General features: G+C 61.7%; 23 protein-coding genes. 10 read left to right on the top strand and 13 right to left on the bottom strand.

Going from position 1 to position 26566, the window contains the following annotated elements; genetic code table 11:
- The first annotated feature begins 447 nt into the window (after window positions 1–447).
- Window positions 448–798, top strand: coding sequence for a hypothetical protein (locus NEZ08_RS05135; protein WP_298104454.1), 351 nt, complete (start codon window positions 448–450; stop codon window positions 796–798).
- A 59-nt stretch (window positions 799–857) separates the two neighbouring features.
- Window positions 858–1631, top strand: coding sequence for a DUF4239 domain-containing protein (locus tag NEZ08_RS05130; RefSeq protein ID WP_298104452.1), 774 nt, complete (start codon window positions 858–860; stop codon window positions 1629–1631).
- An 87-nt stretch (window positions 1632–1718) separates the two neighbouring features.
- Here the strand turns inward: NEZ08_RS05130 and NEZ08_RS05125 are convergent, their stop codons facing one another.
- From NEZ08_RS05125 to NEZ08_RS05105, 5 genes are all read right to left on the bottom strand, one after another.
- Entirely contained in the window at window positions 1719–2015 is a 297-nt protein-coding gene (locus NEZ08_RS05125; protein ID WP_298104449.1) for a hypothetical protein, read from the bottom strand.
- A gap of 175 nt (window positions 2016–2190) precedes the next feature.
- A complete protein-coding gene (fabI, locus tag NEZ08_RS05120) occupies window positions 2191–2982 on the bottom strand; it encodes an enoyl-ACP reductase FabI (RefSeq protein WP_298104446.1) in 792 nt (263 codons plus the stop codon).
- Entirely contained in the window at window positions 2979–4190 is a 1212-nt protein-coding gene (locus NEZ08_RS05115; RefSeq protein ID WP_298104443.1) for an acetate/propionate family kinase, read from the bottom strand. Before NEZ08_RS05115 ends, fabI begins: the two co-directional genes overlap by 4 nt.
- Before the next feature lie 12 nt (window positions 4191–4202).
- Complete coding sequence (locus NEZ08_RS05110) at window positions 4203–5171, bottom strand: phosphate acetyltransferase (protein WP_298104440.1); 969 nt, start codon at window positions 5169–5171, stop codon at window positions 4203–4205.
- 29 nt (window positions 5172–5200) lie between these two features.
- Complete coding sequence (locus NEZ08_RS05105; protein ID WP_298104438.1) at window positions 5201–7435, bottom strand: DUF3141 domain-containing protein; 2235 nt, start codon at window positions 7433–7435, stop codon at window positions 5201–5203.
- A 131-nt stretch (window positions 7436–7566) separates the two neighbouring features.
- Here NEZ08_RS05105 and NEZ08_RS05100 point away from each other — a divergent pair, with 131 nt between their 5' ends.
- From NEZ08_RS05100 to ppk2, 5 genes are read left to right on the top strand one after another with little or no spacing between them, the layout of a single operon-like run.
- Window positions 7567–8625: an HlyD family efflux transporter periplasmic adaptor subunit gene (locus NEZ08_RS05100; RefSeq protein ID WP_298104434.1), complete on the top strand. Its 1059-nt coding sequence runs from the start codon at window positions 7567–7569 to the stop codon at window positions 8623–8625.
- Window positions 8622–11417 (top strand): ribosome-associated ATPase/putative transporter RbbA, encoded by a 2796-nt coding sequence (gene rbbA / locus NEZ08_RS05095; RefSeq protein ID WP_298104431.1) that lies wholly within the window; start codon window positions 8622–8624, stop codon window positions 11415–11417. Before NEZ08_RS05100 ends, rbbA begins: the two co-directional genes overlap by 4 nt.
- 1 nt (window position 11418) lies before the next feature.
- Window positions 11419–12609: an ABC transporter permease gene (locus NEZ08_RS05090; protein WP_298104428.1), complete on the top strand. Its 1191-nt coding sequence runs from the start codon at window positions 11419–11421 to the stop codon at window positions 12607–12609.
- 34 nt (window positions 12610–12643) lie between these two features.
- Window positions 12644–13165 carry a hypothetical protein gene (locus NEZ08_RS05085; RefSeq protein ID WP_298104425.1) on the top strand — a complete coding sequence of 174 codons (522 nt, stop codon included), beginning with the start codon at window positions 12644–12646 and terminating at the stop codon, window positions 13163–13165.
- A gap of 31 nt (window positions 13166–13196) precedes the next feature.
- Window positions 13197–14009, top strand: a complete 813-nt coding sequence (ppk2, locus tag NEZ08_RS05080) for a polyphosphate kinase 2 (RefSeq protein ID WP_298104422.1) — start codon at window positions 13197–13199, stop codon at window positions 14007–14009.
- Between the two features lie 121 nt (window positions 14010–14130).
- Here the strand turns inward: ppk2 and NEZ08_RS05075 are convergent, their stop codons facing one another.
- The 3 genes from NEZ08_RS05075 to NEZ08_RS05065 all read right to left on the bottom strand — a co-directional run bounded on the left by NEZ08_RS05075 (window position 14131) and on the right by NEZ08_RS05065 (window position 18063).
- Window positions 14131–15840 (bottom strand): FlxA-like family protein, encoded by a 1710-nt coding sequence (locus tag NEZ08_RS05075; protein ID WP_298104419.1) that lies wholly within the window; start codon window positions 15838–15840, stop codon window positions 14131–14133.
- Window positions 15841–16214: 374 nt separating this feature from the next.
- Window positions 16215–16556, bottom strand: coding sequence for a hypothetical protein (locus tag NEZ08_RS05070; protein WP_298104416.1), 342 nt, complete (start codon window positions 16554–16556; stop codon window positions 16215–16217).
- Between the two features lie 250 nt (window positions 16557–16806).
- Entirely contained in the window at window positions 16807–18063 is a 1257-nt protein-coding gene (locus NEZ08_RS05065) for an arsenic transporter (RefSeq protein WP_298104413.1), read from the bottom strand.
- Between the two features lie 846 nt (window positions 18064–18909).
- On the opposite strand from NEZ08_RS05065, the gene NEZ08_RS05060 reads away from it, so the two are divergent.
- From NEZ08_RS05060 to NEZ08_RS05050, 3 genes are all read left to right on the top strand, one after another.
- On the top strand, window positions 18910–19293 hold the full coding sequence (locus NEZ08_RS05060) for a response regulator (RefSeq protein WP_298104411.1): 384 nt from the start codon (window positions 18910–18912) through the stop codon (window positions 19291–19293).
- Window positions 19294–19442: 149 nt separating this feature from the next.
- Window positions 19443–20033, top strand: a complete 591-nt coding sequence (locus NEZ08_RS05055; RefSeq protein WP_298104408.1) for an NADPH-dependent FMN reductase — start codon at window positions 19443–19445, stop codon at window positions 20031–20033.
- A 172-nt stretch (window positions 20034–20205) separates the two neighbouring features.
- Window positions 20206–21678, top strand: coding sequence for an NAD(P)/FAD-dependent oxidoreductase (locus tag NEZ08_RS05050; protein WP_298104405.1), 1473 nt, complete (start codon window positions 20206–20208; stop codon window positions 21676–21678).
- 331 nt (window positions 21679–22009) lie between these two features.
- Here the strand turns inward: NEZ08_RS05050 and NEZ08_RS05045 are convergent, their stop codons facing one another.
- From NEZ08_RS05045 to NEZ08_RS05025, 5 genes are all read right to left on the bottom strand, one after another.
- Window positions 22010–22714, bottom strand: coding sequence for a fumarylacetoacetate hydrolase family protein (locus NEZ08_RS05045; RefSeq protein ID WP_298104403.1), 705 nt, complete (start codon window positions 22712–22714; stop codon window positions 22010–22012).
- 51 nt (window positions 22715–22765) lie between these two features.
- On the bottom strand, window positions 22766–24565 hold the full coding sequence (locus tag NEZ08_RS05040; protein WP_298104399.1) for an ABC transporter ATP-binding protein: 1800 nt from the start codon (window positions 24563–24565) through the stop codon (window positions 22766–22768).
- A gap of 61 nt (window positions 24566–24626) precedes the next feature.
- Complete coding sequence (locus tag NEZ08_RS05035; RefSeq protein WP_298104396.1) at window positions 24627–25202, bottom strand: HAD family hydrolase; 576 nt, start codon at window positions 25200–25202, stop codon at window positions 24627–24629.
- Window positions 25199–25789 carry a D-sedoheptulose 7-phosphate isomerase gene (locus tag NEZ08_RS05030; protein ID WP_298104457.1) on the bottom strand — a complete coding sequence of 197 codons (591 nt, stop codon included), beginning with the start codon at window positions 25787–25789 and terminating at the stop codon, window positions 25199–25201. The genes NEZ08_RS05035 and NEZ08_RS05030 overlap by 4 nt, the downstream gene beginning before the upstream one ends.
- 78 nt (window positions 25790–25867) lie before the next feature.
- Window positions 25868–26566, bottom strand: a 699-nt coding sequence (locus NEZ08_RS05025; protein WP_298104393.1) for a glycosyltransferase family 9 protein, incomplete at its 5' end; no start/stop codon positions are given.

The following is a 26566-nucleotide window of genomic DNA, read 5'->3' as shown; positions in this document are numbered from 1 at the left end:
CGGATGCCAGACATCCGGGACCGGCAGCTTGAGCAGTTCCGCAGAAAAAGTAATTTGTTGAATCGACTTCCGAAGCTGCTCTTGCGTGACATGGTTGCCGTGCCTGAGCCGATCCAGCTTCGCGGCAACGCATTTCGCAATCCAGATTTCCGAGTCGTTGGCCATGAGTGCTCGCATGCCGGCTGGAAATCAACGCGAGTCAATGTCCTCAGTTCCCGCAACGAGGCATGGCGCCGAATCAAGCAGGCGTGAGCGGGGCAATTGTCCGGACGATGGCCGCGAGCCAAAATGCAAGACCCTTGTCCGGCTTTGAGTGTTCAACGGGCACTCAGTTGCGCCTCGAAGGAGATCGGCCAATTCGTTGACTTAGGTCAAAAGCTTCCCCGGTGGCGCATCTAACGATTTTCTCGATTAGTCAGTGATCGTCATTTGAGAAGAGGCATTTTCATGAAGCGTCTGTCATTTGTGCTCGGCACCGTTGCAACGTTGATGGCAACAGGTGCGTCTGCCCAATCCGTCGATCTCACCGGCACCTACCAGTGTATTCAGATGTGCCGGGGCGACAGGCTCGCCTACGTCACGCAGAACGGATCTGCGCTCAATCTCCTCACCGAAGCCGGTGTCGCCACGCGCGCCTGGCCGGACTGGTACGCACCTTTGAACCGTCTCTGGATTGATGTCTACGATATTGGCGCTGTCTATACGCCGGATGGCATGACCATCCAGTTCGACAACGGGACCATCTGGCAGCGCTATCTGCCGCCTCCGCTTCCGCCGGTCCGTCGTCGGGTGAAATAGGAGCGCCCGGCGCAAAGGCCGAGCTTGGGTACAGAGTGACTCCGAGATGACTTGGTCACATGGTAGAATTGAATAACCATGGGTTGCTGACGCTCTTCGCGGTCGTGCTGATCGCAATCTTCAGTGCAGGCGAAATCGGACGTCTGCGTGGGACACGCGCCGTCGGCCGTGGCGGTGGCGACGTCTCGACCCTGGAAGGCTCGACCCTTGGTCTCCTGGCCTTGATGATCGGGTTCACCTTTGCCATGGCGCTGGCTCGCTTTGAGGTGCGGCGGGATGCCATCGTGACGGAGGCAAACGCGATCGGCACGACTGCCCTGCGGGCGCGGCTGTTGCCCGAGCCAAATCGCTCGGAAGCGCTGAAGTTGCTCAAGGAATATGCTCAGGTCCGGCTCGAAGTCACGCAATCCGTCCTGGACGCGTCGGCGCTCAACGCAGCGATCGTTCGTTCCAACCAGATCCATGAGAAGCTCTGGCAGAATACGATTGCGGTTGCCGCCAGGGATCCTGCCCCCGTTCCGACCGGCGTCTTCATCCGGTCGCTCAATGAGATGATCGACAGCCATGCCAAGCGACTGGCTGCCTTCCACAACCGGGTGCCAGATATCGTGTTTCTTGCGCTCTACGGCGTCGCCATCGTCGCCTTCGCCCTTGTCGGATATGCCAACGGGCTCGAAAAGCGGCGGGTGCGGCTTCCGACCTATTTGACGGGAGCGATCGTCGCCTCGGTCATCTTGTTGGTTCAGGATCTCGACCGGCCGACATCCGGCTTTATCAGCGTCAGCCAACAGCCGATGGTGGACGTCATCGAGAGCATGGCCTCATATCAGTGAGTTGCAATCGCGATCATCGAGGCATCGGGGATCAAGAGGCTCGCCATCACTTTCGCCGGGAAAGGAATGGCGAGCCTTGCGCGAACTTCAGTAACAGGGCGGATAGGGATAGTAACCGCAGGCGGGAGCTCGGTGATACGCACCGTAGGCTGCCGCCCCTGCCGCCGCAGCCCCTACCGCCGCCGCTCCATAATAGGCGCGGCGATGTACTCTGCGGTGGACGCCCGCGACGCTTCCAGGCGTGAGGGGTCGTCCGACCCTTGCTTCAGCGCGATCAAGGGATACCGACAATAGATTGGTCGGTGTGTAGCGGAGCGAGAACGGAGTTCCAGTCAAGAGTGTCGCCGCTACGATCATACCAAGGAGCTTGACATTCTTTCTCATGTTTCTCTCCTGCCGATTGAGGGCAGCAATCTTGCGCGATTGATGTTGATCCGTGTTGCGCTAAATCAATTTGCTTGTCGGCATCGGCTGATGAATGTAGCGACCGCGAGACCGGCACGAATCGGGCAACGGACGACAAATTTGATGCTCCTGCAGGTGCTGTTCACGACGTGGCTCAATCGATGATGTGATAGCCGCCGTCGACGTAAAGCGTCGCTCCGGTGATCAGCCTGGCGCCGTCGAGCGCCAGAAACGCGGTCGCCCGACCCACATCGTCAATGCTGACCAGACTTCGTGCCGGGGCCTTGGCTTGAGCCTTCTCCATCAGTTCATCGAACTCCGGAATGCCTGACGCGGCACGCGTCGCCAGCGGACCCGGCGAGATCGCATGGACGCGGATGCCCTTTGGCCCGACTTCCGCGGCAATGTAACGGACGGCGCATTCGAGCGCGGCTTTGGCCAGGCCCATGACGTTGTAGTGTTCCACCACCATCTGGCTGCCGTAGTAGGTCATGGTGAAGAGCGTTCCGCCATTCTTCATCAACGGCTCCGCCAGATGGGCCATGCGGATGAATGACCAGCACGACACATCCATCGTCGCCAGAAAGCCGTCGCGACCGACATCGATCACGCGGCCGTGCAGGGCCTCCGTCGGCGAAAAGGCGATCGAGTGGACGAGGAAATCCAATTGCCCCCATTCGCTCTTTATCCGTTCGAAAACGGCCTCCATCTGACCGGGCACCACAACGTCGAGCGGCAAGAAAATCTGTGCATCGAGCTCGTGTGCGAGCGGCTCGACAAACGTCTTCGCCTTATCGTTCAGATAGGTCACGGCAAGGTCGGCGCCGAGCGCGCGAAACGCCTTTGCGCATCCCCATGCGATCGACTGGTCGTTGGCAATTCCGACGATAAGGCCCTTGCGCCCCTTGAGGGCGACCTTGCTGTCGGGAAACACAGGTATGGTCATGACGCCTTCTCGTACTGCGAGGGGTGGGGTCCCGGGGCGAGCAGCGTCACGGTGTGACGGGCAATCATCAGTTCTTCGTCGGTCCGCACGACATAGGCTGGAGTGCGGCTCTCGTACCGCGAGACTCTCTGCTCGTTCCTTGCATTTGCTCCCGGATCAAGGGAAACCCCCAGCCATGCAAGCCTGGCGGCGATCGCTGCGCGGACCTTCGGCGAGTTCTCGCCGATGCCTGCCGTGAACACAAATCCGTCGACCCCCTGCATGGCGGCTGCCAGCATTCCCGCGTTGAGGGCGACGCGGTATGCGAAATAGTCGATCGCAAATTGCGCGCGGGGATCGCTGCTGTTTTCAAGCTCCCGCATATCGTTGCTGATGCCGGACAGGCCCTTCAGGCCACATTCGTGATAAAGAAATGCCTGAGCGTCTGCGGGTGACATGCCCTTCTCGGACATCAGGTAGAGTACCACTCCCGGATCGATCTGGCCGGGCCGCGTTCCCATCGGTATTCCATCGAGCGCCGTGAAACCCATCGTGCTCTCGACGCTTCGCCTGGCCTGCAGGGCGCACATCGATGCACCGCTCCCGAGATGCGCGACTATGACCCGCGTCGATGCGATCTCGGGAGCGACCTGGGGGAGAATGCTTGCGATGTATTCGTAGGAAAGGCCGTGGAAGCCGTAACGCCTAACGCCTTCGGCGTAGAGGTCTTGCGGGATTGCATAACGATCGGCGAGTTCGCCATGGCCGCGATGAAAGGCAGTATCAAAGCAGGCGACCTGCGGAATGTCCGGGAACCGCGCGAGGACGGAGCGAATGGCAGCCAGGTTATACGGCTGGTGCAGCGGCGCGAGGGGAACGTATTTCTCAAGCTGCTGCAAGACCCCGCTATCGACCCTGACGGGCCGTTCAAAGAGCGGACCGCCGTGAACCACGCGGTGCCCGATGGCAACCGGAGCGATGCGGAGTTCATCGCGCAGCCAGTTTCCTGCAGCGATCAGGGCAGCCTGAACGTCGGGAACCGTCTGGTTGTCCAAACTACGCTCAACCAGCACCTTGCGATCCGTGTCCGTGGCGCGTAATCGCGGATGTGTGCCAATGCCATCGACTTGCCCGCGCACCTGCCGTTCAAGTCCGCCGTCAGGCCCGGTCGCAAAGACCTGAAACTTGACGCTCGAGGAACCCGAATTCGCGACCAGGATCGTATCCATGACCGTGTTCTTTCAGGCAGCGATCGGCTGGAAGCGCCGACGGGCATGGGCGTAAAGCACGGCGACAGCACAGGACGCCATGCGCGCGCGCACGCTGTCGGCGCGCGAGGTCAAGACGATCGGCACCCGCGCTCCCAGCACGATGCCGGCGGCATCCGCCTTCGCAAGGAAGATGAGATTTTTTGCCAGCATGTTGCCGGCCTCGAGGTCGGGCACGACCAATATCTGCGCGCGGCCGGCGACAGGCGACTTGATGCCCTTGATTTCCGCGGCTTCGACGTCGATTGCATTGTCGAAAGCCAGCGGTCCATCCAGCACACCGCCCGTGATCTGACCACGATCGGCCATCTTGCACAGGGCCGCCGCGTCGATTGTCGACGGGATCTTTGTCGTCACCGTCTCAACGGCTGACAGCAGTGCGACGCGCGGATGGTTGCCGAGGCCGACCTGGGTGAAGAGGTCGATCGCGTTCTGCACGATGTCGCGCTTGGCATCGAGATCTGGGAAAATATTGATCGCCGCATCGGTGATGAACAGTGTCTCGGGGTAAGTCGGCACGTCCACCACGAAGACATGGCTGATGCGGCGGTTGGTGCGCAGGCCGCCGTCCTTGGCGGTGACGCTCCGCATCAGTTCGTCGGTATGCAGGCTGCCCTTCATCAGCAGTTCGCCCCTGGCTTCAGCGATCAACGCAACGCCTCTGGCCGCTGCCGCCTCGCTGTGAGGCGCGTCGACGAGTTCAAAGCCCGAGATATCGAGATCGAACCGCGCTGCCGTGTCCCTGATCTTGGTGGTTGGGCCAACCAGGATGGGTTTGATGATTCCAATCTCGGCGGCTTCGCAGGCACCCTTCAGCGATGTTTCGTCGCACGGATGCACCACGACGGTAGCCGCCGGCGGCACCTGTCGCGCGGCAGCAATCAGGCGCTCGTATTTGGCGTGAGGTACAGCCGTGCAGGATTCTGTTGAGACGACGCTCATGGCGCGATTCCCTGTTTCTGAAGCCGCCGTCACGATGCCTTGGGCAACTCGACTCTCGCCGCAAGGGGGACATTGGCGAATTCGGCGTGGCTGACACCGAACAACTCGGCAATCCTGGCAAGCCGAACCGCCAATTCGCCGGTCAGTTCACCGCCTGCAGCAAGCACCTGACGCAGAGCCGCGAATGCCTCGCGGCGCTCCTCGATTCCGGCCGGGAGAAGCTTTGGGATCGCGGCCAGCGTGGCTTCCTGATCCAGGACCATGAGCAGGAATTGCTCGCGGATCATCGCCTTGAATTCCGGGAGTGGCAGGCGCGCCAGATCGGTGCTGAGCCGGATGCGGTGCAGGGCGGCAAAGCCGCGCTCGTCGACGCCGCCGCGTGCCGTACCAACATAAATCAGGCCGCGTACGGCGCATTCTCTCAGCCCGCCCTGCTCGATATGAGACTTGAGTTCGGCGATCCGCTTCTCAAGAAGCTCTTTGTACAACGCCGATTTCGGCGCTTTCCTCTCCGCAAGCGAGTTCGGTTTGATTCCAACAGCGGCCTGAAGCGCGCGATTGCCGTAGATCGCAAGGAATGTCGCTTCGGCCAGCCGATCCCGCGCGTCACGGAAGGCATCCAGTGCGTTGACGATCCCGGCGGAAACTGCCTCCTGTACCGCAATAAATGGATTGTCGGCGGGAGCCGGGGTTCGCTTTTCCCGAACGCTTTCTGCCGCTTTCTTCAGCCGGGGCATCAGTGGATTGCCGTCGCTAAACGCCTCATATTGCAGGCGCAAGGGATGCAGGCGGCGTAGACTGTCCGCGAGCTGCGGCGTAACCATGGCCCTCACGAATGGCTGCACGAACGATCGGTAGAGCGACAGGTTGATTTCGGAGACCCGCGCAGCGGTCGCAAATCGCCGCTCGTCGTCGGGTGAATTTGCGCCCAATGCCCGGATATCATCGAGCGTGCGCGGCTCGCAGCGCATGATCCAGTCCCCGGACGCGAGGTCGGCATTCACGGTCTCCGCAGTCTTGCGCTCGAACGTCGCCTCATAGAGACCCGGCGGCAAAAGATCGATCAGGTCTATGTTGCTTGCAAATTCGTTGTGTTCCTTCCTGGCAATGCCACCTGAGACGAAAATGCCGAGGTGCCCGACCGTTTCGTGAATCGTGTAGATGATCGTCTGCCCGTAGGATCTGATCTCGTTCACGTCCTCATAGAGATCGAGGATCCAGTCAAGCGCCTGCTGCGGCGGCGTGATGTTGTCGCCCTGCGAGCAGAATATGACGACGGGCGAACGGATGTTGCGCATATCGACTCCCAGCCCATCCGTCGTCTTGATCCGGCCTGCCGCGAGATTGTTTCCGACGAAAAGTTCATCGACGATGAACTGGATTTCCTCGGCGTTGAGATTGACGTGGCCACCCCACCATTTTTCGAATCCCAGGTAGCGCGGCGCCTCGGTGTCGACCTTGGAATAAACATTGTACTGCTTGGTCCAGAGCGTGTTCGACGGATTCAGATTTTCGAAGTTTTGCACCAGCCATGCGCCGTCGAACTTGCCGCCACCGAGGTCGCTCGCGAACGCCGTCAGCCAACTGCCGCCGAGCAGGCCGCCGGAATAACGCATCGGATTCCTGCCATGCACCCCCGCCCAGTAGGACAACGGCGATCCCGCAATGATCAGGGGACCGAACAGGTCCGGGCGAATTGCTGCGAGCATCATCACCGCCCAGCCGGCCTGGCAGTTGCCGATTACGCAGGGCTTGCCTTCGGCCTGTGGATGCAACGCAATGACCTTCTCCAGGAATACCGCTTCGGCGCGAGCGATGTCTTCAATGGTCTGACCCGGCATCGGCTCCGGGAGAAAGCCGACGAAATAACACGGATGGCCGGCGTTCAGCGCAACGCCGATCTCGCTGTCCGCTTTGAAGCCGCCGATGCCGGGGCCGTGGCCGGCCCTGGGATCAACGACGACAAATGGTCGCAGCGCCGCATTCACCTGAATCCCGTGAGGGGGAGTGATGCGAGCGAGACCATAGTTTACCGGCCGCGGCAAAGTTCGCCCGTCGACGACAAGTTCAGCCTGGTAGTTGAGAACGTGCGGAACGGCTTCCGCCATATGTTCCTGATATTGTTGCCCGCGTTGGCGCATCACATCCCAGAACAGGATGGTCCGCTGACCCGCATCCAGCACGTATTCCATTGCCGAACTGGAAATTGCCGAATTGGAAAAAGTTGCCGGTGATGTTTTGGGCTGCGCGACGTCGTTTGACATGTGTCACTCCCTAAGGGTCCACGACCTCACGATGCAATATCGGCAAGCTGACCAGACCTGGCTTTGATCTAGCTCAAGCCATCCGCGCAGCTCGGCGCCTAGCTTCCAGCGTGCCCTGGCTGGAGACAAACATGAGCCGAAGATTTATCGGGATCCTGACCGCCGCGATCGGTGCGGGGATCATTGCGCTGCCGATCACGTATGATGCCGCTTCGAAACTGGAGGTGTCCGCAATAGCGGCGGCGCACGCGCAGCCTCGAATCAAGAACCTCATCGCGCGCTTGCGCGGCGCGAAGCTGCCCGAAGGCATCGCCCGTTCGAACGGTCGGCTGGAGGCGACGCAGGTTGACGTCTCCGCGAAATATGCCGGTCGGATTTCCGAGATGAACGTCGAGGAGGGGTCGCCGGTCAAGGTCGGGCAAGTGGTCGGAAAAATTTCTTCGCCCGAGATGGAAGCGCAGCTCCGGGCGGCGCAGGCCAGCGTTCAGAAAGCAAAGGACGCGGTCGCCGCTGCCGAGGCCGAAATCGCGACCCGCCAGTCGGCGCTCGAGTTTGCCAAAGGTGACTTCGATCGCGCGGTCGAATTGATCAAGAGCGGCAACATCACCAAGCAAATCTACGACCAGCGCCAGCGGAATTTCGAGGGAGCGCAGGCTGCAACCGCTGCGGTGCAGGCCCAGCGCGACCAGGCTCGCTCTGCGGTCAGCAACGCTACCGCGGAGGTCGAGCGCATTCAGGCCATGCTGGCCGACCTCACTCTGGTTTCGCCGCGCGAAGGCCGCGTGCAATATCAGCTCGCCCATGCCGGCGAAGTGGTTGCCGCCGGCGCGCCGATCCTGACGATCCTGGATCTCACCGATGTTTATATGACGATCTTTCTGCCGGCCGCCGTCGCCGGCAAGCTTGAGGTCGGCGGTGAGGCGCGCCTCGTGCTCGATCCGATTCCGGACACCGTCATTCCCGCGACGGTCAGCTTCGTGGCCGCCGACGCCCAGTTCACGCCCAAGACGGTGGAGACCAAGGACGAACGCGAAAAACTGATGTTCCGTGTCAAACTGAAGGTCAATCCGGACCTATTGAGGAAATACATCTCGCGGGTCAAGACCGGCATTCGCGGCATCGGCTTCGTGCGGACCAATGCCGATGTCGCCTGGCCCGAAAGCCTGCAAGTCAAGCAGCGGCTGCAATGACCCCCGAAGGCATCGCAGCCGTGCCGGTGGAAACGAAACGCGAAGCCGCTGACTCTGCTCCTGCCGTCGCAAAGGTGGCCGGTGCCTCGCACCGCTATGGTACATCGATCGCCCTCAATGACGTGACCGTCGCCATTCCTGCACGAACCATGGTCGGGCTGATCGGCCCGGATGGCGTCGGCAAATCGACCTTGTTGGCGCTGGTCGCCGGCGTGCGCAAGATCCAGACGGGCACCGTTACCGTTTTCGACGGCGATATGGCCGACAAGCAGCATCTCAAGGGTGTGCGGCGGCGCGTCGCGTACATGCCCCAAGGCCTGGGCCGCAACCTCTATCCGACGCTCAGCGTGTTCGAGAACATCGATTTCTTCGGGCGGCTGTTCGGGCAAGGGCCTTGGGAGCGGCGCTCCCGAATTACCGAGCTGCTCGGCGCCACCGGCATGAGCCCGTTCGAGGACCGGGCCGCCGGCAAACTCTCCGGCGGCATGAAGCAGAAACTCAGCCTGTGCTGCGCGCTCATCAACGACCCCGACCTCCTGATCCTGGACGAGCCGACCACCGGCGTCGACCCTCTGTCGCGCGGCCAGTTCTGGGACCTGATCAACACCATCCGCGCGCGTCGCCCGCAAATGAGCGTCATCGTCGCGACTGCCTACATGGACGAAGCGCAGGGGTTCGATTGGCTGATTGCGATGGACGGCGGCAAGATCATCGCTGAAGGCACGCCGCGACAGCTGCTCGAGCGTACTGGCGAACCAAACCTCGACGATGCCTTCATCGCATTGTTGCCGGAATCCAAGCGGGTCGGCCATGAAAAAGTGATTGTGCGTCCGCGCGTCACGCCTGCGGACGAGACTCCGGCCATTGAAGCCGAGGGGTTGACGCGCCGGTTTGGCGATTTCGTCGCCGTCGACCACGTCAATTTCCGCATCGGCCGCGGCGAGATATTTGGCTTCCTCGGCTCCAATGGCTGCGGCAAGTCGACCACGATGAAGATGCTGACCGGCCTGTTACCGGCCACCGACGGCTGGGCGAAGCTGTTCGGCAGCCCGATGACAGCGGGCGACCTGGAGATGCGGCGCAACGTCGGCTACATGTCGCAGGCCTTCTCGCTCTATGGCGAACTCACGGTGCGGCAGAATCTCGAGTTGCACGCCCAGCTATACCATCTGTCGCCGGAGAAGGCGGTCGCGCGTATCGAGCAGCTGTTGGAGCGGTATGACCTGCGCGACGTCGCGGACAAACGGCCCGAGAGCCTGCCGCTCGGCCTCAAGCAGCGGCTGCAGCTCGCGGTCGCCGTGCTGCACGAACCGCCGCTGCTTATTCTCGATGAGCCGACTTCAGGCGTCGACCCGGTGGCGCGTGACGCATTCTGGCGGACGCTGATTGATCTGTCGCGCGACGAGGGAGTGACGATCTTCCTGTCGACCCATTTTGCCAATGAGGCGGAACGCTGCGACCGCATTTCACTGATGCACGCGGGCAAGGTGCTCGCAGTCGGTACGCCGCAGGAGCTGGTCAAGGCGCGCGGCAGCGCCTCGATCGATGAAGCGTTCGTCGAATACCTTGCCGACGCCGCCGGTATTGACCGGTCGAAAAAGCCGGCGCCGGCCGCGCCCGACAACCGGACGGACAAAACTGACGCCAAGGCAGCTGCGCCGGGAAGCTTCAATCCGGCGCGGCTTTGGGCCTATGCCCGGCGCGAAACGCTTGAATTGTTGCGCGATCCGATCCGCCTCGCTTTCGCGCTGCTGGGGCCGATCATTCTTATGCTGGCATTCGGCTTCGGTATTTCGTTCGATATCGAGAACCTCCAGATGGCGGCATTCGACCAGGACAACACGCCGCAGAGCCGCCAGCTCCTCGACGGATTCAATGGCTCGCGGTACTTCTCGGTACAGCCGCCCATCCGTTCGGCTGCCGAAGCCGACCAGCGGATGCGTAGCGGCAACACCCAGATCGTGATCGAGGTACCCGCGGGTTTCGGGCGCGACCTGCTCGCGAAGCGCCAGCCGGAGGTCGATGCCCGGATCGACGGGGCCATGACTTTCCGTGGCCAGACTGCGCAGAACTACGTCATCGGCGTGGTCCGCAAGGAAGGCAACGAACTCACGTCGAAGCGCGGCGCCTCGAGCACGGGCTGGAACGACGACGACATCGAAATGCGCTTCCGTTACAACCAGGCTTTCCTCAGCGTCAATGCGATGGTGCCTGGCGTGATGATGCTGCTGCTGTGCCTGATACCTGCCATCATGTCGGCGATCGCGGTCGTGCGCGAAAAGGAGACCGGATCGATCGCCAACTTCCGCTCGACACCGATCACGAGGCTCGAATTTCTGCTGGGCAAGCAGCTCCCCTATGTGGCGATCTCGCTGATCAGCTTCGTGACATTGTTTCTCATGGCGGTCGGCATCTTCCATGTGCCGCCGAAGGGACCGTTCCTGATCTTGCTGCTTGCCACCGTGATCTACGTGATCGCCACGACGGGCTTCGGCCAACTGGTGTCGTCGTTCACGCAGACCCAGGTCGCCGCGGTGTTCGCCACCGCCATTCTGTCGATGGTGCCGGCGATCAACCTCTCCGGTCTGCTCGCGCCGGTTTCATCGTTGTCGGGATCGGCGAAGGTCCTCGGTCTCAGCTTCCCATCGGCCTGGTATCAGCCGATCGCGGTCGGCGTGTTCGCCAAGGACCTCGGATTCACGGCGCTATGGCCCAACATCGCCGCGATCACGGTGATCGCGCTGGTGTTCCTGCTGCTGTCGCTGGCGTTCCTTCGCAAGCAGGAGGCGTGAGATGGCTGAAAACACGGCTGCTGGATTGACGCCGTCGCCTCTCGTCAAGGCCGCGCCGCTCACGTGGCTCGATCATGTCGTCAACGTCATCAAGCTGGTCATCAAGGAGCTGCGCAGCATCCGCGCCGATCCAACCATGCTGGTGCTGGTCGTCTACGCATTCAGCATCTCGGTCAATACGGTGGCAACCGGCGCGGTGACGGACGCGACCAACATGTCGGTCGGTATCGTCGACGAGGACGGCTCCGCGCTGTCGCGCCAGATCGCGGAGGCGCTGCTACGCCCGACTTTCCAGCCCGCCGTGCATATCAGAGCCAACGAGATCGACTCCAGCATGGATCGAGGCGATTTCCTGTTCGTGGTCGAGGTCCCGCCGAATTTCGAGGCCGATCTGCGGGCGCAGCGCAAGACGCAATTGCAGATCAATATCGATGCCACCATCGTCGCGCAGGCCGGCAACGGCGCCAATTACCTCAAGACCGCGATCAGCAACGAGATCCAGTCCTTCCTGAGCGGAACGACGGCCGCCAAATCCTCGCCGATCAACCTGGTTGTCCGCACGGATTTCAATCCCAACCTGGTTACGTCATGGTTCTCGGCGATGACGCAGGTGATCAACCAGATCACGCTGCTCACCGTCATTCTGACCGGTGCGGCGCTCATTCGCGAACGCGAGCAGGGGACAGTGGAGCACCTTTTGGTGATGCCGGTCGTGCCGGCAGAGATCATGCTCGCCAAGATGCTGGCCAACGGCCTCGTCATCCTGGTCGCAGCGATGCTGTCGCTGCAATTCGTTGTCCATTGGTGGATCGGTTCGCCGATCGCGGGATCGCGCCTGCTGTTCCTGCTGGGAGCGGCGGAATATGCCCTGGTGGTTGCCGCGCTCGGGATTTTGCTGGGCACGCTCGCCACCACCATGGGGCAGTTTGGCCTCCTGGCCATGCCGGTGCTGATGGTGACCCAATTGCTGTCGGGCAGCAGCACTCCCATGGAGAGCATGCCGGTGTGGCTGCAATACGTGGTGAAAACGGTGAGCCCCACGCCGCATTTTGTCAGCTTTTCGCAGGCGGTGTTGTTCCGGGGGGCCGATCTGTCACTGGTTTGGCAACCGCTGCTTGCGATGTTTGCGATCGGAAGCGTCTATTTCATCTTCGCTTTGAGCCGGTTCCGGAGGGTTATTTTCGGGAGCTGACGAGTGCAGTTCCTCCAATGATCGAGAGACTCCAGTGGCGGAATTTCTGGGTAATCTTCCTGCGATGATCTTCCATGAGACCAAGCGTCTGCTCGGGATCGCGCTCTACTTCTTTCTTCTGATCGGGCTATTCACTGTATTCAAGGCCGCCACGTTGGGTGACGAGCATATCCTGTATCATCAAGGGTTTGCGATTATAAACGCTCTGGTGCTGGCCAAAGTCGTTCTTCTCGCCGAATTGGCCCATGTGGCGGAGAACTTCAAAGACAGGCCGCTCATCTATCCGATCGTTTTCAAATCGGCAGTTTTCAGCGCACTTCTCTCGGCCTTCTACATCGCCGAGGAAGTGCTCGTAGGAGTCAGGAACGGAAGCACGATCGCCGAGAGTGTTCCCGAAATGGGTGGCGGAGGCTGGCGAGGAACGGCCGTTGTTGCTGTGATCCTGTTCTTCGGGTTGATCCCGTTCTTCTTTTACAGGGAACTCGCCAGGGTCCTCGGCCAGGATGAATTGCGATCACTCGTTTTCAAACGGGGCAAGCCCGCGGCGTCGAAATGACGTCGCCGCGTAGCGTTTCTTGGAGGAATGAATGGCGGAGAAGCAGACCGACAGTGATGCGCCAGCGAAGATGCGGCGCAAGGTTTATGAAAAGGCGCTGCGCAAGCTTCAGGTCGAACTCTGCTATCTCCAGAGCTGGGTCAAGGCCAAAGGGCTCCGCGTCATCATCGTGTTTGAAGGGCGTGACGCCGCCGGCAAGGGCGGCACGATCAAGGCAATCACCGAGCGGGTCAGCCCGCGCGTCTTCCGCGTGGTGGCGCTTCCCGCGCCGTCCGATCGCGAGAAGACGCAAATGTACATGCAGCGATACATCGAGCACTTTCCGGCGGCCGGCGAAATCGTGATCTTCGACCGCAGCTGGTACAATCGCGCGGGCGTCGAACGTGTCATGGGCTTCTGTACGCCGGCCGAGTACGAGACTTTCCTGGCGAACTGCTCGACCGCCGAGAGATATCTCGTGAACGGCGGCATCATCCTGATCAAGCTGTGGCTCGAAGTCGGCAAGGAAGAGCAGGAGCGGCGTTTCAGGGCTCGTATCGACGATCCGCTTCGCCAATGGAAGCTCAGTCCGATGGACCTCGAGTCCTACCGGCGCTGGTACGACTATTCCAGAGCTCGTGACAGGATGCTGAAGGCGACCCATTCCAGTCACGCGCCCTGGTGCGTCGTTCCTTCAGACGACAAACGGCGAGCGCGCCTCAACTGCATTTCATACGTTCTGCAAAACATTCCTTACAAGCGCGTACGCGGCGAGCGGGTCAGGTTACCGCCGCGTTCCGAGAAGAACCGCTATAATGACCAGACCAAAATCAAGGGCGTGAGAGTTGTAGCCGAGCGCTATTAGGCGCTTGGGATCGCCGGTCTGAAGTGGCTGCTGCGATGGCATATGCAAGCGGTTAGCAAAAGAGCCTGCCGGCGAGAGTCGCCGGCAGGCTCCAACGTATTGCGTCCAGTCCCGTTCGATCTCAGTTGAACGGATAGTAACGGAACGAGAACATCACAATGTTGTTGTTGGGATTCAGCCCCTCGTTCGGCGTGCTGGTTGCCGTGATCGGACCAGGGGCGCCCTGGAAAGCGGTCAGCCGCACGTATTCATACTGCAAGCCGTAGCGGAGACGTCCCAGATTGCCTTTATAGGCATCCTGCCAGAAGCCGATGGTGAACTCCTGGGCCTTCTGAACATTGAAGCTGCAGGTGGTACCCGCAACCGGCGTGTTGTAAGCAGGGCCTCCTCCGAGCGAGCCGGGGTTATTCGCCAGGTTCTGATTGACGCATCCGGTGTTCAGGAAGTTCGGATTGCCCCAGCCGCCTTGCGCTGTACCAGAGGTCCACGAGTTGGCGTAGCTCCGGTCCTCGCCGTAGTAGGTGTAGATGTCGTTGCCCTCGAACGGATGGGCGACAGCGCCGACCATGAACGACAGCTCGGTGATGGGGCTCAGCGTACCGTCCGCGCCGATGGTGGCGTCAGGCAACTGGCTCGACGTGTAGCGGCCGATGCCTTGTCCGTAGAGAACGCTGCCTTGCAGGTCGAGGATCTTCGGAATCGCGGGCAGCAAAGCGTTGCCGCCGACGCCCCAAGCCATCGTCGTCTTCTGCGACCAGCCCGAGCCCGCCACGCCATTGTTGACCGTGTCAGAGAACCAGCGTTCCAAGCCGAGCACTTCGTAGTGGCCGAAGCCCGGATCGAGAGCAATCTTTTCGATCACGTCCGGCGCAACGTCGTTCGAGCAGGTGGTCGTGTTGTTGAGATGCGACGCGCCCTGGCAGAAGTTGTTGATGTTCGTGGCGAACCCCGGAGGTACAGAGTTCGTGAATCCGCTGGCGGGCGCACCGGGGAATACCGTAGCGGGCTGTTCCACCGAGACACCGAACCATGCGGTCTTGTTGATGTCATAGACAAAGCGCAGCTGCGGGTTGCGCAGCCAGTCGAAGCCCACGACGTACTGTGCGTCAATCGTCAGCGGCACGTTCTCGGTATTCGGCAGGGCGCCGACGCGGTTTTGCGTCAGGAAACTCCACGCTTGACCGCCCACAAAGTGGAAGTGCCAGAGGTCGTTGTCGTATTCGGCAAACGCCTGGCGGATGCGCGGCGTGAAGCTGTTGCTTTCGCGGTTGTTGGCGTCGGTCGAGGCGCCGAGAAAGTCCATTTCGTAATAGCCCTTGACATGCTGATTGGGGTCGATATCGCCCCACATCTTCATGGCAATGCGGCTCTGCTGCGCGCTCATGCGCAACTCACGATCGCTGTAAAGAGCCGAGTTCTGCAGTGGAATGCCGGGGCTTCCGAAGGGCGGGCTGCTCGCGCCGTCCGAGACCTCGCTGTGCTGGCGGTACGCGCCTTCCATCGCGATGAACGAACCGGCCATCGAGAAGTGAATGCCGTCTACCCAGGATGGCAGCGCCTTGGCAAAGATGGTCCGGCCGTCCGCCGACACCGGCGGCGGGGCCGACGGCGCGGGAATGATGAGTTCGTTGCCGTTGCGCGTCGTGACGGGCGCGGCCCCGGCCGGTGCGCCGGCCATTCGTGGTGCCGGCGCCTGCTTCTTTTCCGCCAGCTCGCGCTGCATTTTTGCCAGCTGCTTCTGCATCACGTCGATCTGATGCTGCAATTGCGCCTCGTCGGCATGGGCGGGGAGGATTGCCAGCGGAGATGCGCCAAGCAGCGCACCGGCCAACAAACCGCCCAATCCTTGCCTGAATTTTCGGCCTCCGCCTCCTTCCCTTTGCGAAGGGAGAACGGAAAGGCACGCCACGGAAACGTCCGCGGGTGCCGATGGACTGCATTTCATAGACAACCTCCTGCGCAACGTGCGCGAAAAATTTTTCTTCCGACCGGTGGTACGGCAGGGAGTTTCTGGGCGAGGTTGATGAATGCTGGATGACACAGGGCAGATGTCGGCGCATTCGCGACACAGTGTTGCCCAAAAGCCGCAAAAAACGAGCCGCGTCTTGGTTTGTCAAATTGCTTTCAAGGCGACACGGCAGCGCGGGCTCCGCCGTGTCATATTTCCTTCATAAAACGTTCGACTTATTTCTACTGTCCGTCTTTCTACTGTACGTCGCGGTATTGATTGGAGCAGGCGCTGGTCGGCAAGTCGCACGACTCGCCGAGGATCCCCTTGCCTGGTACGAACGTATAGCCGGGCATCTGGATCGCGTTCGGCGGAACGTGCGTGAGGAAGCCGTACTCCGGCGCAGGCGGCAGCGGTTGGCCGTATGCAACCATTGGCCGCGTGTAGACCGTACGTGATCGATACATGGCGTGACGAGCATGGTGAACCCGGTGCGGCGTTGCGGCCTTGCTGGTGGTCGCTTCTGCCGTCATCGGCGAAACGAGCACTGCAAATGCAGCGGCAGCAGCGCCGGCGCGAAGAATTGCCTTGAATGTCATGCGGGCCTCCTCGTTGTCTTGGGATTACCGTCTTGCGATGTTCGAGTCCTATCGAAGTCCGGTCTTCCAAGTCCTTGTCTTCCAAGTCCTTGTCTTTCAAGTCCTGGCTTTCAAGTCTTGAAATAACCAAGTCGACTGAATGTAGCGCGTTCCTGAAACGGTGCTCTAAAATTTCCTTTATTGCGGAAGCGCGGAGAAATCAGCCGGGTTCACAATAGCAGCAATGTCAACTGGTCGTGTGCTCGACCCTTTAGAGCGCCATCAGCGAGAGCGCGAGCAGGGCAAGCACCAAGGAAAGCGGCATCACCACGATGCCGACGCGCAGGAAACGCAGCGCACCGACATGTTCGCCTTCGCGGCGCAGCGCAATCAGCCAGAGAATGGTCGCAAGCGAACCGGTAACCGAGAGGTTCGGCCCGAGATCGACACCGATCAGGACTGCGCCTGTCATCTCGTGCGACACCTGCGCGCCTTGAGTCGTGGTGGCTGCGATCAATCCCATCGGAAGATTGTTGATGAGGTTGGAAGCAAAAGCTGTGACCAGGCCGGCGGCCCAGGAGGTCGAATGCGGGGCTGCTGCCGCCATCGCTTTCAGTTGACCGGCGAGCGCAGGCAGCAGTCCGGTCCGATCGAGGCCTTCGACGAGGATGAACAGTCCGCCGACCAGCGGGATCACCGACCACGAGACGTCGGCGAACACCGGCCATGGCGGTTTGCGCTCGAACGCCAGCACCAGGGCGGTTATCGCGAGGCCGCAGCCGAGGGTCGGCAATCCGAGGTCGCTGCCAACACCCGACGCGGCGAGAAGAACAACGGCCGTCGCCGCGATTCCGGCCGCTGCGATCTTGCCGCTTGTTGTCAGGTGTGGTGACGAATCGTGATCGGCAACGTCCCTGGCGAGTTCGGCGCGCTGTGTGAAGCGAAGAAGGCAATAGGTCGCCGCAATCGAGACCACCGAGGGGAAGGCGAAGTAGTGCAGCCATTCGAGCAACGGCGGCATCGCGGTGCCGAACACGACGAGATTGGCCGGGTTGGAGATCGGCAGCACGAAGCTTGCGGCATTGGCAATGAAGGCGCAGACGAAAAGATAGGGCAGCGGCTCGACGCGCGCGGCACGCGTCGCCGCATAGACAGCAGGGGTGAGAACTACCGCGGTGGCGTCGTTGGACAGGAATACCGTCACCAGAATTCCGACACCATACACGATCAGGAACAGTCTTGACGCCGACTTTCGCGACCATCGGACCGCTTCGGCCGCCAGCCAATCGAACAAGCCTTCCTGCCGCGCTACCTCGGCAAGCAGCATCATACCGATCAGGAAGTAGTAGACGTCGAGCCCCTTGCCCGCCGCAGCGACGGCCTCTTGCCATGGCAACAGGCCGAGCGTGACCAGGAGCAGCGCGCCGGTCACGGCCCAGAGATATTCCGGTAAATTCCAGGGACGGATGACGACGCCCAGCGTCGCAAGCCCCGCGATGCCGCAGGTCGCGGCGGTTGCGCTGAACATCAGGCCGCTCCGGGCCCGAGCCCGCAGACGGTCCGCCGCTCTTGTCCTGGTCGAATGTTGGAGGAAAAGCTCATCCCGCTCGGTCAATAACTAGAATCGGGAGATGAGGACAATCCCTGGCGTCATCATCAGTGGCGCCCCGGCCATGCATCGGATAATTACCGTCCTTCGGCCTTTGGAAACGGTTCCTGCGTTTTGCGGCCGAGGAACGTGTCGGGTTTTGGCAAGTGCTTGAGGAGTTCGGCCGATTGCCGCACCAATTCCCGCAAGCGATCAATTTCGCTGATTTCATATGGAGACAGCCGGCAAATGCCGCGTCGATACAACATGGCTACGCTCCTTGCATGATGCAGGCGGGAGCGCGAGCGGTCTCTCAGCCATCGGCGCCCAGGGCAGAGGCCGTTGCCGATGATCACTTAACGGTAGCACGTCTAATCAAGCCCCGCGTTCACGATTTGGACATCCGTTCAGCCTAGACCCGGGATGTCACAAGTGTCCACTTAGTAACCTAAGTAAGTGCATCCGATCCGAATCACGGACTATGATGAGTGATTCGCCACGGGCGGCCGAGTGACGACGATGATGACGGCGGATGATCCGGATAGCTCAATTCCGTCCCAGGCCCCCGATCGGGGAACGCACCAGCAATGCCCGAAATGTGCAGCCTTTCAGCGCCATACCCTTTCCTTCCTCGATTCGACGCGGGGGCGGACCGTCTCCATTTACGAGTGCCATCGGTGCGGCGAGCGCATCTGGCACGATTAAGGCCGCGCGTGCAGCCAGGGGACTTCTGATATCCGCCCGCTCGCCTCATCTTCATTCGCCGAACCGTCAGGAGGCTTCAAGATGCCCGCTGCATTGCCCGCTGCAGATTTGCGGGGCCGCCGCATTCTCGTTGTGGAAGACGAATACATGCTGGCCGAAGACTTGCGGCAGGTCCTCGAGAATCTGGCCGTCGAGGTGGTAGGGCCGTTCGCCACGCTTGCGCAGGCGCTGACGCTGCTTCGGTCGGGAGATACGCCCGATGGAGCCGTCCTCGATGTCAATCTGCAAGGCGACACGATCTTCCCTGTCCTTGATATGCTGCGAGAGAGAGGCGTTCCCTTCGTGCTGACGACAGGTTACGACGGATGGGCCCTGCCGGAGGCCTATACCAATGCGCCCCGATGCGCGAAGCCGCTGGACATGCGTCGTCTCTCCAAAATGCTGCATGAACACCTGTTGCCTTAGCTCGCCACCAGCCCAAAAGCTCTTGACCAATTGTCGGTCGGCGTCGGGCGACCCGTCGGCGCTCGCGGCTCGCAGCCCGCTCTGCTAACCTGCTCCCGGCGGCGGTCCACCCAACCGACGGCCGGCGGACGTGCCGCGGAGCGACTGTGATGAACGCCTGTATCCCTGTCTTCTATGGCTCTTATCGTTCCGACCGGATGGGCATTCGGCTCGCCGAATACCTGGTCGATCGGCTGCGGCGGCGCGGTGAGAAGGCGGAACTGGTCGACGCCAAGGCGATCAACCTGCCGATGCTGGATCGGATGTACAAGGAATATGCGAGCGGGGAAGCGCCGGCAGCGCTGCAAGAACTGGCGCGGAAGATCAAGGCCGCCGACGGCTTCGTGTTCGTGACAGGAGAATATAACTGGGGAATCCAGCCGGGGCTGAAGAACCTCACCGACCACTTTCTGGAGGAATGGTTCTGGCGCCCGGCGGCGATCGCAAGTTACTCGGCGGGTCGCTTGTCCGGCGCGCGGGCGGCAACCGCCTGGCACGGCACGCTGTCCGAGATGGGAATGGTGGTCGTGTCCAGCACCCTTGCCGTGGGCCAGATCGGTCACACGCTCTCAATCGAAGGCGAGCCGATCGGCGAGGCGGGTAAAGCGCTGGAGGCTGCGTTTCCACGCTTCGCCGACGATCTGCTGTGGTGGATCGAAGCTGCCCAGGCGCAACGGCAGCGGAAGCCGCCGCCTTACTGATCGAGCAGAGGTGGTCAGGCATGAACCCGGAGCTTGCGATGCTGGCGGCAAGCTGTGTGCTCTGCCTGATCCACATCATTCCTCGCATTGTCCGCACAGCGGAACGAGGTGCGACTTGCCGCCGGACGTTTGTCGTTGATTTTCGCCGTGCTTTGCGCGCTAATCGGGACCCATGCAAACAAACCAGCAAGCGGAACATTTTGATGTCGTGATCGTCGGCGCCGGCCTCTCGGGCGTCGGCGCGGGATATCACCTGCAGCGCAAATGTCCGGACAAGCGCTTCGTCATTCTGGAGGGACGCGACTGCATCGGGGGCACCTGGGATCTGTTTCGCTATCCCGGCGTCCGTTCCGACAGCGACATGTTCACGCTCGGGTATTCCTTCAAGCCATGGACCGCACCGAAAGCAATCGCGGACGGGCCGAGCATCTTGAAGTATGTTCGCGAGACCGCGACCGAGAACGGCATCGATAAGAAGATTCGATTTCGCCACAAGGTTCGCCGCGCTTCCTGGTCGACGAAGGATTCGCGCTGGACCGTCGAAGCCGAGCAACTCTCGGGCGAGGGTGCGGTCGAGACCGTGCGCTTCACCTGCAATTTCCTGTTCATGTGCTCGGGCTACTACCGTTACGAGGACGGCTATACGCCGGACTTTTCCGGCAGCGATGATTTCAAGGGTCAAATCGTTCATCCGCAGAAGTGGCCGGCGGCGCTGGATTATGCGGGCAAGCGCGTGGTGGTGATCGGCTCCGGCGCGACCGCCGTGACGCTGGTGCCGGAGATGGCGAAAACCGCCGGTCACGTCACCATGCTGCAGCGCTCGCCGACCTATGTGGTGGCGCGCCCTGCGCAGGATCAACTCGCGATCAAGTTGCGCCGGCGGCTCGGCAGTCGCATCGCCTACCATCTGATCCGCTGGCGCAATGTGCTGTTCAGCATGTATTTCTTCCAGCTTTCGCGGCGTCAGCCCGAACGCGTCAAGAAACTGATCCTTGGTGGCGTGAGGATGGCGCTCGGCGCCGACTACGATGTCCTGACCCACTTCAACCCGCGCTATAACCCGTGGGACCAACGGCTGTGCCTCGTGCCCGACGGCGATCTCTTCAAGTCGATCCGGGAGAAGCGCGCCTCCGTCGTCACCAGCGAGATGGATCGCTTCACCGAACACGGCATTCTTCTGAAGGACGGCAGCGAGCTCGAGGCCGATATCATCGTCACTGCGACAGGCCTCGTATTGCAGGTCCTGGGCGGCATGGAAGTCTCGGTCGACGGCAGCAAGGTCGATTTCGCCAAAGCGCTGAACTACAAGGGCATGATGTATTCGGACGTGCCTAATCTCGCGTCTGCCTTCGGTTACACCAACGCGTCCTGGACGCTGAAATGCGATCTGACCTGCGAATATGTCTGCCGGTTGATCAACTACATGGACCGGCATGGCTACAAGCAGTGCGTGCCGCACAATGTCGATCCGACGGTCCAGGAGATGCCGGCGCTGGATTTCACCTCAGGCTATGTGCAGCGCGCGATCGCGAAAATGCCCAAGCAAGGCTCCAAGCGGCCGTGGCGCCTCTACCAGAACTACGCGCTCGACATCGTGGCGCTTCGCTTCGGCAAGGTAAATGACGGGGTGATGCGGTATTCGTGAAACGGACCGCGACGCGACCTCGCGAGCCATTCCGGGTCGCACGCAAGCGCGACCCCGCATCCATCTTACCGCTGAAGTACAGGAGGAATGGATTCCGGACTCGCCGTTTCGCAGCGCTCCGGAATGACAGTACGGAGGGAGGCGAAAATGCTTCCACCGTCATTGCGAGCGCCAGCGAGGCAATCCAGCCTCACCCGTTGTATCCGCGTTCCCCGGATGCAGCGCGGCGTGTAAGGATGCGCTGCTGATCCGAGGTCGACACGTTCGCTCCATGGTCCCGGCTCTGCAGAGCAGCGTTACGCGGCCCGCACCGCGTCCGGGACACGTACCCTCATTTCTCCGGCTCGCCGATCGCAACCTTCAGCGTGCCGACGCCATCGACGCCGCACTCGATCTTGTCGCCGGGATGAAGCTGGGAGACGCCCGCCGGCGTGCCGGTCATGATGATGTCGCCGGCAGCGAGCCTCACCTGCTGCGAGAGCTGCCAGATGATCTCCGGCACGCTCCAGATCAGTTCGGTGAGATCGCCTTTTTGCGTCTCCTTGCCGTTCACCGTGAGCCAGATCCTGCCTTTGCCGGGATGGCCGATCTTCGAAGCCGGCTGGATCGCCGAACAGGGCGCCGAATAGTCGAAGGATTTGCCGACTTCCCAGGGCCGCTCCTTCTTGCGTGAGGCAATCTGCAGGTCGCGCCGCGTCAGGTCGATACCGACCGCATAACCGTAGACATGATCGAGCGCCTTGTCGGCGGGAATGTTGAGGCCGCCGCTCTTCATGGCGACGATCAGTTCGACCTCGTGATGCAGATCCTTGGTCAGCGGGGGATAGGGAATGGTGGCGCCGTCGCCTACCAGCATGTCGGCGTGCTTGGCGAAGAAGAACGGCGGCGCGCGCTCATCATTGCCCATCTCGCGGATGTGCTCGAGGTAGTTGCGCCCGACGCACCAGATGCGGCGAACGGGATAGACGCCCTGTTCGCCGACGACGGGGAGCGAAGGCTGCGGGAATGCGGGAATGACGAAGGAGGTGGCGTTCATGGCGCTCTCGTTGGTTGGAGTTGTTCGTCCCTGGTCTTATGCGATTGCTTGCTATGCGGTTGCTTCCGATGGCGCCAGCGTGGGCGCGCGCTGTTGCAGGCGGAAGAATGAGGCATACCGGCCGCTGCGGCGCAGGAGTTCGTCGTGCCGGCCGTGCTCGACGATCCGTCCGCCTTCGACCACCAGGATGGTGTCGGCATGCATGATGGTGTGCAGACGGTGCGCGATCACGATCGTGGTGCGGTTCTGGCAGAGATGTTCGATGGCTTCCTGCACCTGCTTTTCGGATTCCGAATCGAGCGCGGCGGTCGCCTCGTCGAGCAGGATCAGCGGCGCGTTGCGAAGCAATGCACGCGCCACCGCGATGCGCTGGCGCTGGCCGCCTGAAAGCTGCGCGCCGTGCTCGCCGACCGGGGTGTCGTAGCCGAGCGGAAAACCCATGATGAAGTCGTGGGCACAGGCGGCGGTTGCGGCGGCGATGATCTCGCCCCGGCCGGCGCCCTGCCGGCCGAAGGCGATGTTGGCGCCAATGGTGTCGCGGAACAGATAGACGTCCTGCCCGACATAGGCGGTCTGGGCGCGCAGCGAATGGCGCGAGATACTCAAGATCGATTGTCCGTCGATCAGGATCTCGCCGCTGGTGGCTTCATAAAAACGCAGCAGAAGCGCGAGCACGGTCGATTTGCCGCCGCCGGAAGGGCCGACCAGCGCCGTGACCTTGCCGGGCTCGGCGACGAAGCTCATGTGATCGAGCACCGGCTCGTTCGGCCGATAGGCAAAGCTCACGTCGCGCAGTTCGACCCGCGCGTCCGTCAGTTTCAGCGCCGGCTTGTCGCCATCTTCGGGCTCGCTCGCGGGGCTGTCGATGATCTCCAGCAGCTTGCGCGTGCCGATCAGGCTCGAGTTCAGTTCGAGATTGAGCCGCGCCAGCCGCTTGGCCGGTTCATAGGCGAGAAGGAACGCGGTCAGGAAGGAGAAGAACTGTCCCGGTGTTGCGCCGAGCGCCACCACGCTGTAGCCGCCATACATCAACCCGCCGGCGACGGCGAGGCCGCCGAGGGTTTCCATCAAGGGACTCGAGCGGTTGGAAACCCGCGCCATCTTGTTGGCGTTGTTTTCGACCGCCGTGATGCTGGCGTCGATCCGCTCGCGCATCGTAGTCTCGAGCGTGAAGGCTTTCACGGTGCGGATGCCCTGCAGGGATTCCTGCATGGTCTCCATGATGTCGGCCGTTCCGGTGAACTGGGTGTGGGCCAGGCTCTTGATCCGCCGCACCAGGGTGCGCAGCACCAGCATCGCCGGCGGGGCGACCAGAAAGCCGAGGAGCGACATCAAGGGATCCTGCGACACCATCACGACCACCAGCCCGACCAGCGAGAGCACGTCGCGCCCCACAGCGTTGATCAAGAGGCTCAGCACCTGGGTAACGGAGGTCGCGCCCGCAGTGAGGCGTGCCAGAAATTCGCTGGAATGCCGGTCGGAGAAGAAGCCGACGCTCTCGTTCATCAGCTTGGCGAACAAAGCGCGCTGGTTGCTGGCGAGGATCGCGTTACTGATCTTCGACAGGATCACCTGATGACCGTAGGTCGCCGCGCCCTTGATGATGAAGATGATGACGGTGACGAGCGAAAGGATCGCGATGCCGCGGACATTCTTGTCGACATAGGCTTGGTTGATGACCTGGCCGAGCAGCCAGGCGGAGCCGGCCGTGGTCGCGGCGGAAACCGCCATCAGCGAGAAGGCCAGCAGATAGCGCCGCCAGTAGACGAGGCCCTGCTCCATGATGAGGCGACGGATCAGCACCGCCGCGCCATAGGGATCATCCGTGATTTTTCGCGGAAGTTCGCTCATCCATTGTCCATGGGCAGCGGCTGCGGCGCCCTCGGCCGAGTCCGAACCCCCTTTGCCTCTCTTAAGCGGGTTTTTCAAGCGAATTCGGCTTCGAATCAGTGCCGCTCCGGGACCGTAAAATATCGGCCACGAAGGCGTCGAGATCGCCGCCGGAAAACAGAAAACCGGGAAGACCTGCGGCATCCGCCGCTTCGATGTCGCTTGCGCGATCGCCGATCACGAAGCTGCCCGCGTGGCGCACCGGCCAATGTTTCATCAGATCGTGAATCATGCCGGGCTTGGGCTTGCGCCAGTGGTGGTCTTCGAGATAACCCGCAACCGTCCCCTGCGGGTGGTGCGGACAATAGCGGATGTCATCGATGATCGCGCCTTGCGCTGACAGTTCGGCCCGCATCCAGTCATGCAGCGCGTTAAGCGCTTCCTCGGTGTAGAAACCGCGCGCGACGCCGGCCTGATTGGTGAAGAAGAACACGAAATAGCCGGCCGCGTTGAGCCGGCGGATTGCCTTTGCGGCGTTCGGCATCCAGCGGATGCGGTCGCTGCTGCCGATATAGCCGTCGTCGTGATTGACGACGCCGTCACGGTCGAGGAACGCCGCCGGCCGCGGCGCGGAGTGGTTCAACCTGTCGCCGCTCATGTTCGGCCCGATTGCGTCAGCGTCTGCTCGATCACGTGGCAAATGCCGTGAGCGAAGGCCATGTGAAGTTGCTGGATCACCGCGGTGTCCTCGCTCGGCACGACCAGGAGATGATCGCAGCATGAGGCCAGCCCAGCGCCATTGCTGCCGGTGAAACCGACGGTGACCAATCCCTGCTGCTGCGCCGACTTCAGCGCGGCCAGGATATTGGGAGAGCGGCCCGACGTCGTGATCGCCAGCAGCACGTCGCCGCGCTGACCTAAGCCCTCGACCTGGCGCGCGAACACCTGCTCAAAACCATAGTCGTTGCCGATCGCGGTCAGTGCAGACGTATCGGTGGTCAATGCAATTGCTGCATAGGCCGGCCGGTCCTTTTTGTATCGGCCGACGACTTCGGCGGCGATGTGCTGGGCGTCAGCGGCGCTGCCGCCATTACCGGCGATCAGGAGTTTTTTGCCGCTGCGCAACGCCTTGGCGATTGCCTCTGCGATCTTTCGCGCAGAATCAAGCAGATGAACGTCGAGCGCCGCGCGCTCGACCGCAGCGCGCGACAGTTCCAGATGCGCGGAAATCGGATCTTTCGAAATCTGGCTCAAGCGTCCACCGACTGGGTCATGTGCACTTGGTAGCTACGCCGGCTGGCCAGTGCAAGCGTGGCACTCGACCTAATGCGGTGCGCCGGCACTCGTCCCAGCGAGCACGTCGGCCACGATTTCGGCGACATCGGACGCGGGAATGTCGCGCATGCAGCGGTGATCGTTCATGGTGCAGACCGGGCGATGGCAGGGCTGGCACGGCACTCTTGTCCTGGTCTGAACGGTGGCGGCAAGGCCGTTGATCGGCGCCCAGAGATAGGGACTGGTCGGGCCGAAGATGCCAACGGTCGGTGTGCCAAGCGCGGCGGCGATGTGCATCAGCCCGGAATCGTTGGATACCGCGACGCTGGCAGCCGCCATGGCCAGTATGCCGTTCCGCAGGTCGGTTCCGGTGAGATCGTGCACACGCGCGCCGCCTGCGGCGACGATCTCGGCTGCCATCGCCTTCTCGCCGGGGCCGCCGACGACCCAGACGTCGATTCCACGCCCGGCGAGAAGCTTTGCGGCCTGTGGATAATATGTCCAGCGCTTGGAAGAGCCGACCGAGCCGGGCGCCAGCGCCACGGCGGTGTTTTGGCCAAGCCCGCGCGTCTGCCGGAAGCGTTTCACGTCCTCGGGCGGCACCCGCAGTTGTGGCACCGGCCATTCCGCCGGGCGCGTGGCCCCATCGGGCAACGCCAGCGCGGCGTTCTTGTCGAGGAACCGGGGCAGGGCCTTCTCGCCCCAGCGCCAATGATTGATGAGGCCGAACCTGGCTTCGCCGACGAA

It is taken from the genome of Bradyrhizobium sp. (assembly GCF_027451485.1).
In the GTDB taxonomy this organism is placed as follows: domain Bacteria; phylum Pseudomonadota; class Alphaproteobacteria; order Rhizobiales; family Xanthobacteraceae; genus Bradyrhizobium.
The sequence above is the reverse complement of the archived record's forward strand: the minus strand, read 5'-3'. Positions and strand labels throughout refer to the sequence as shown.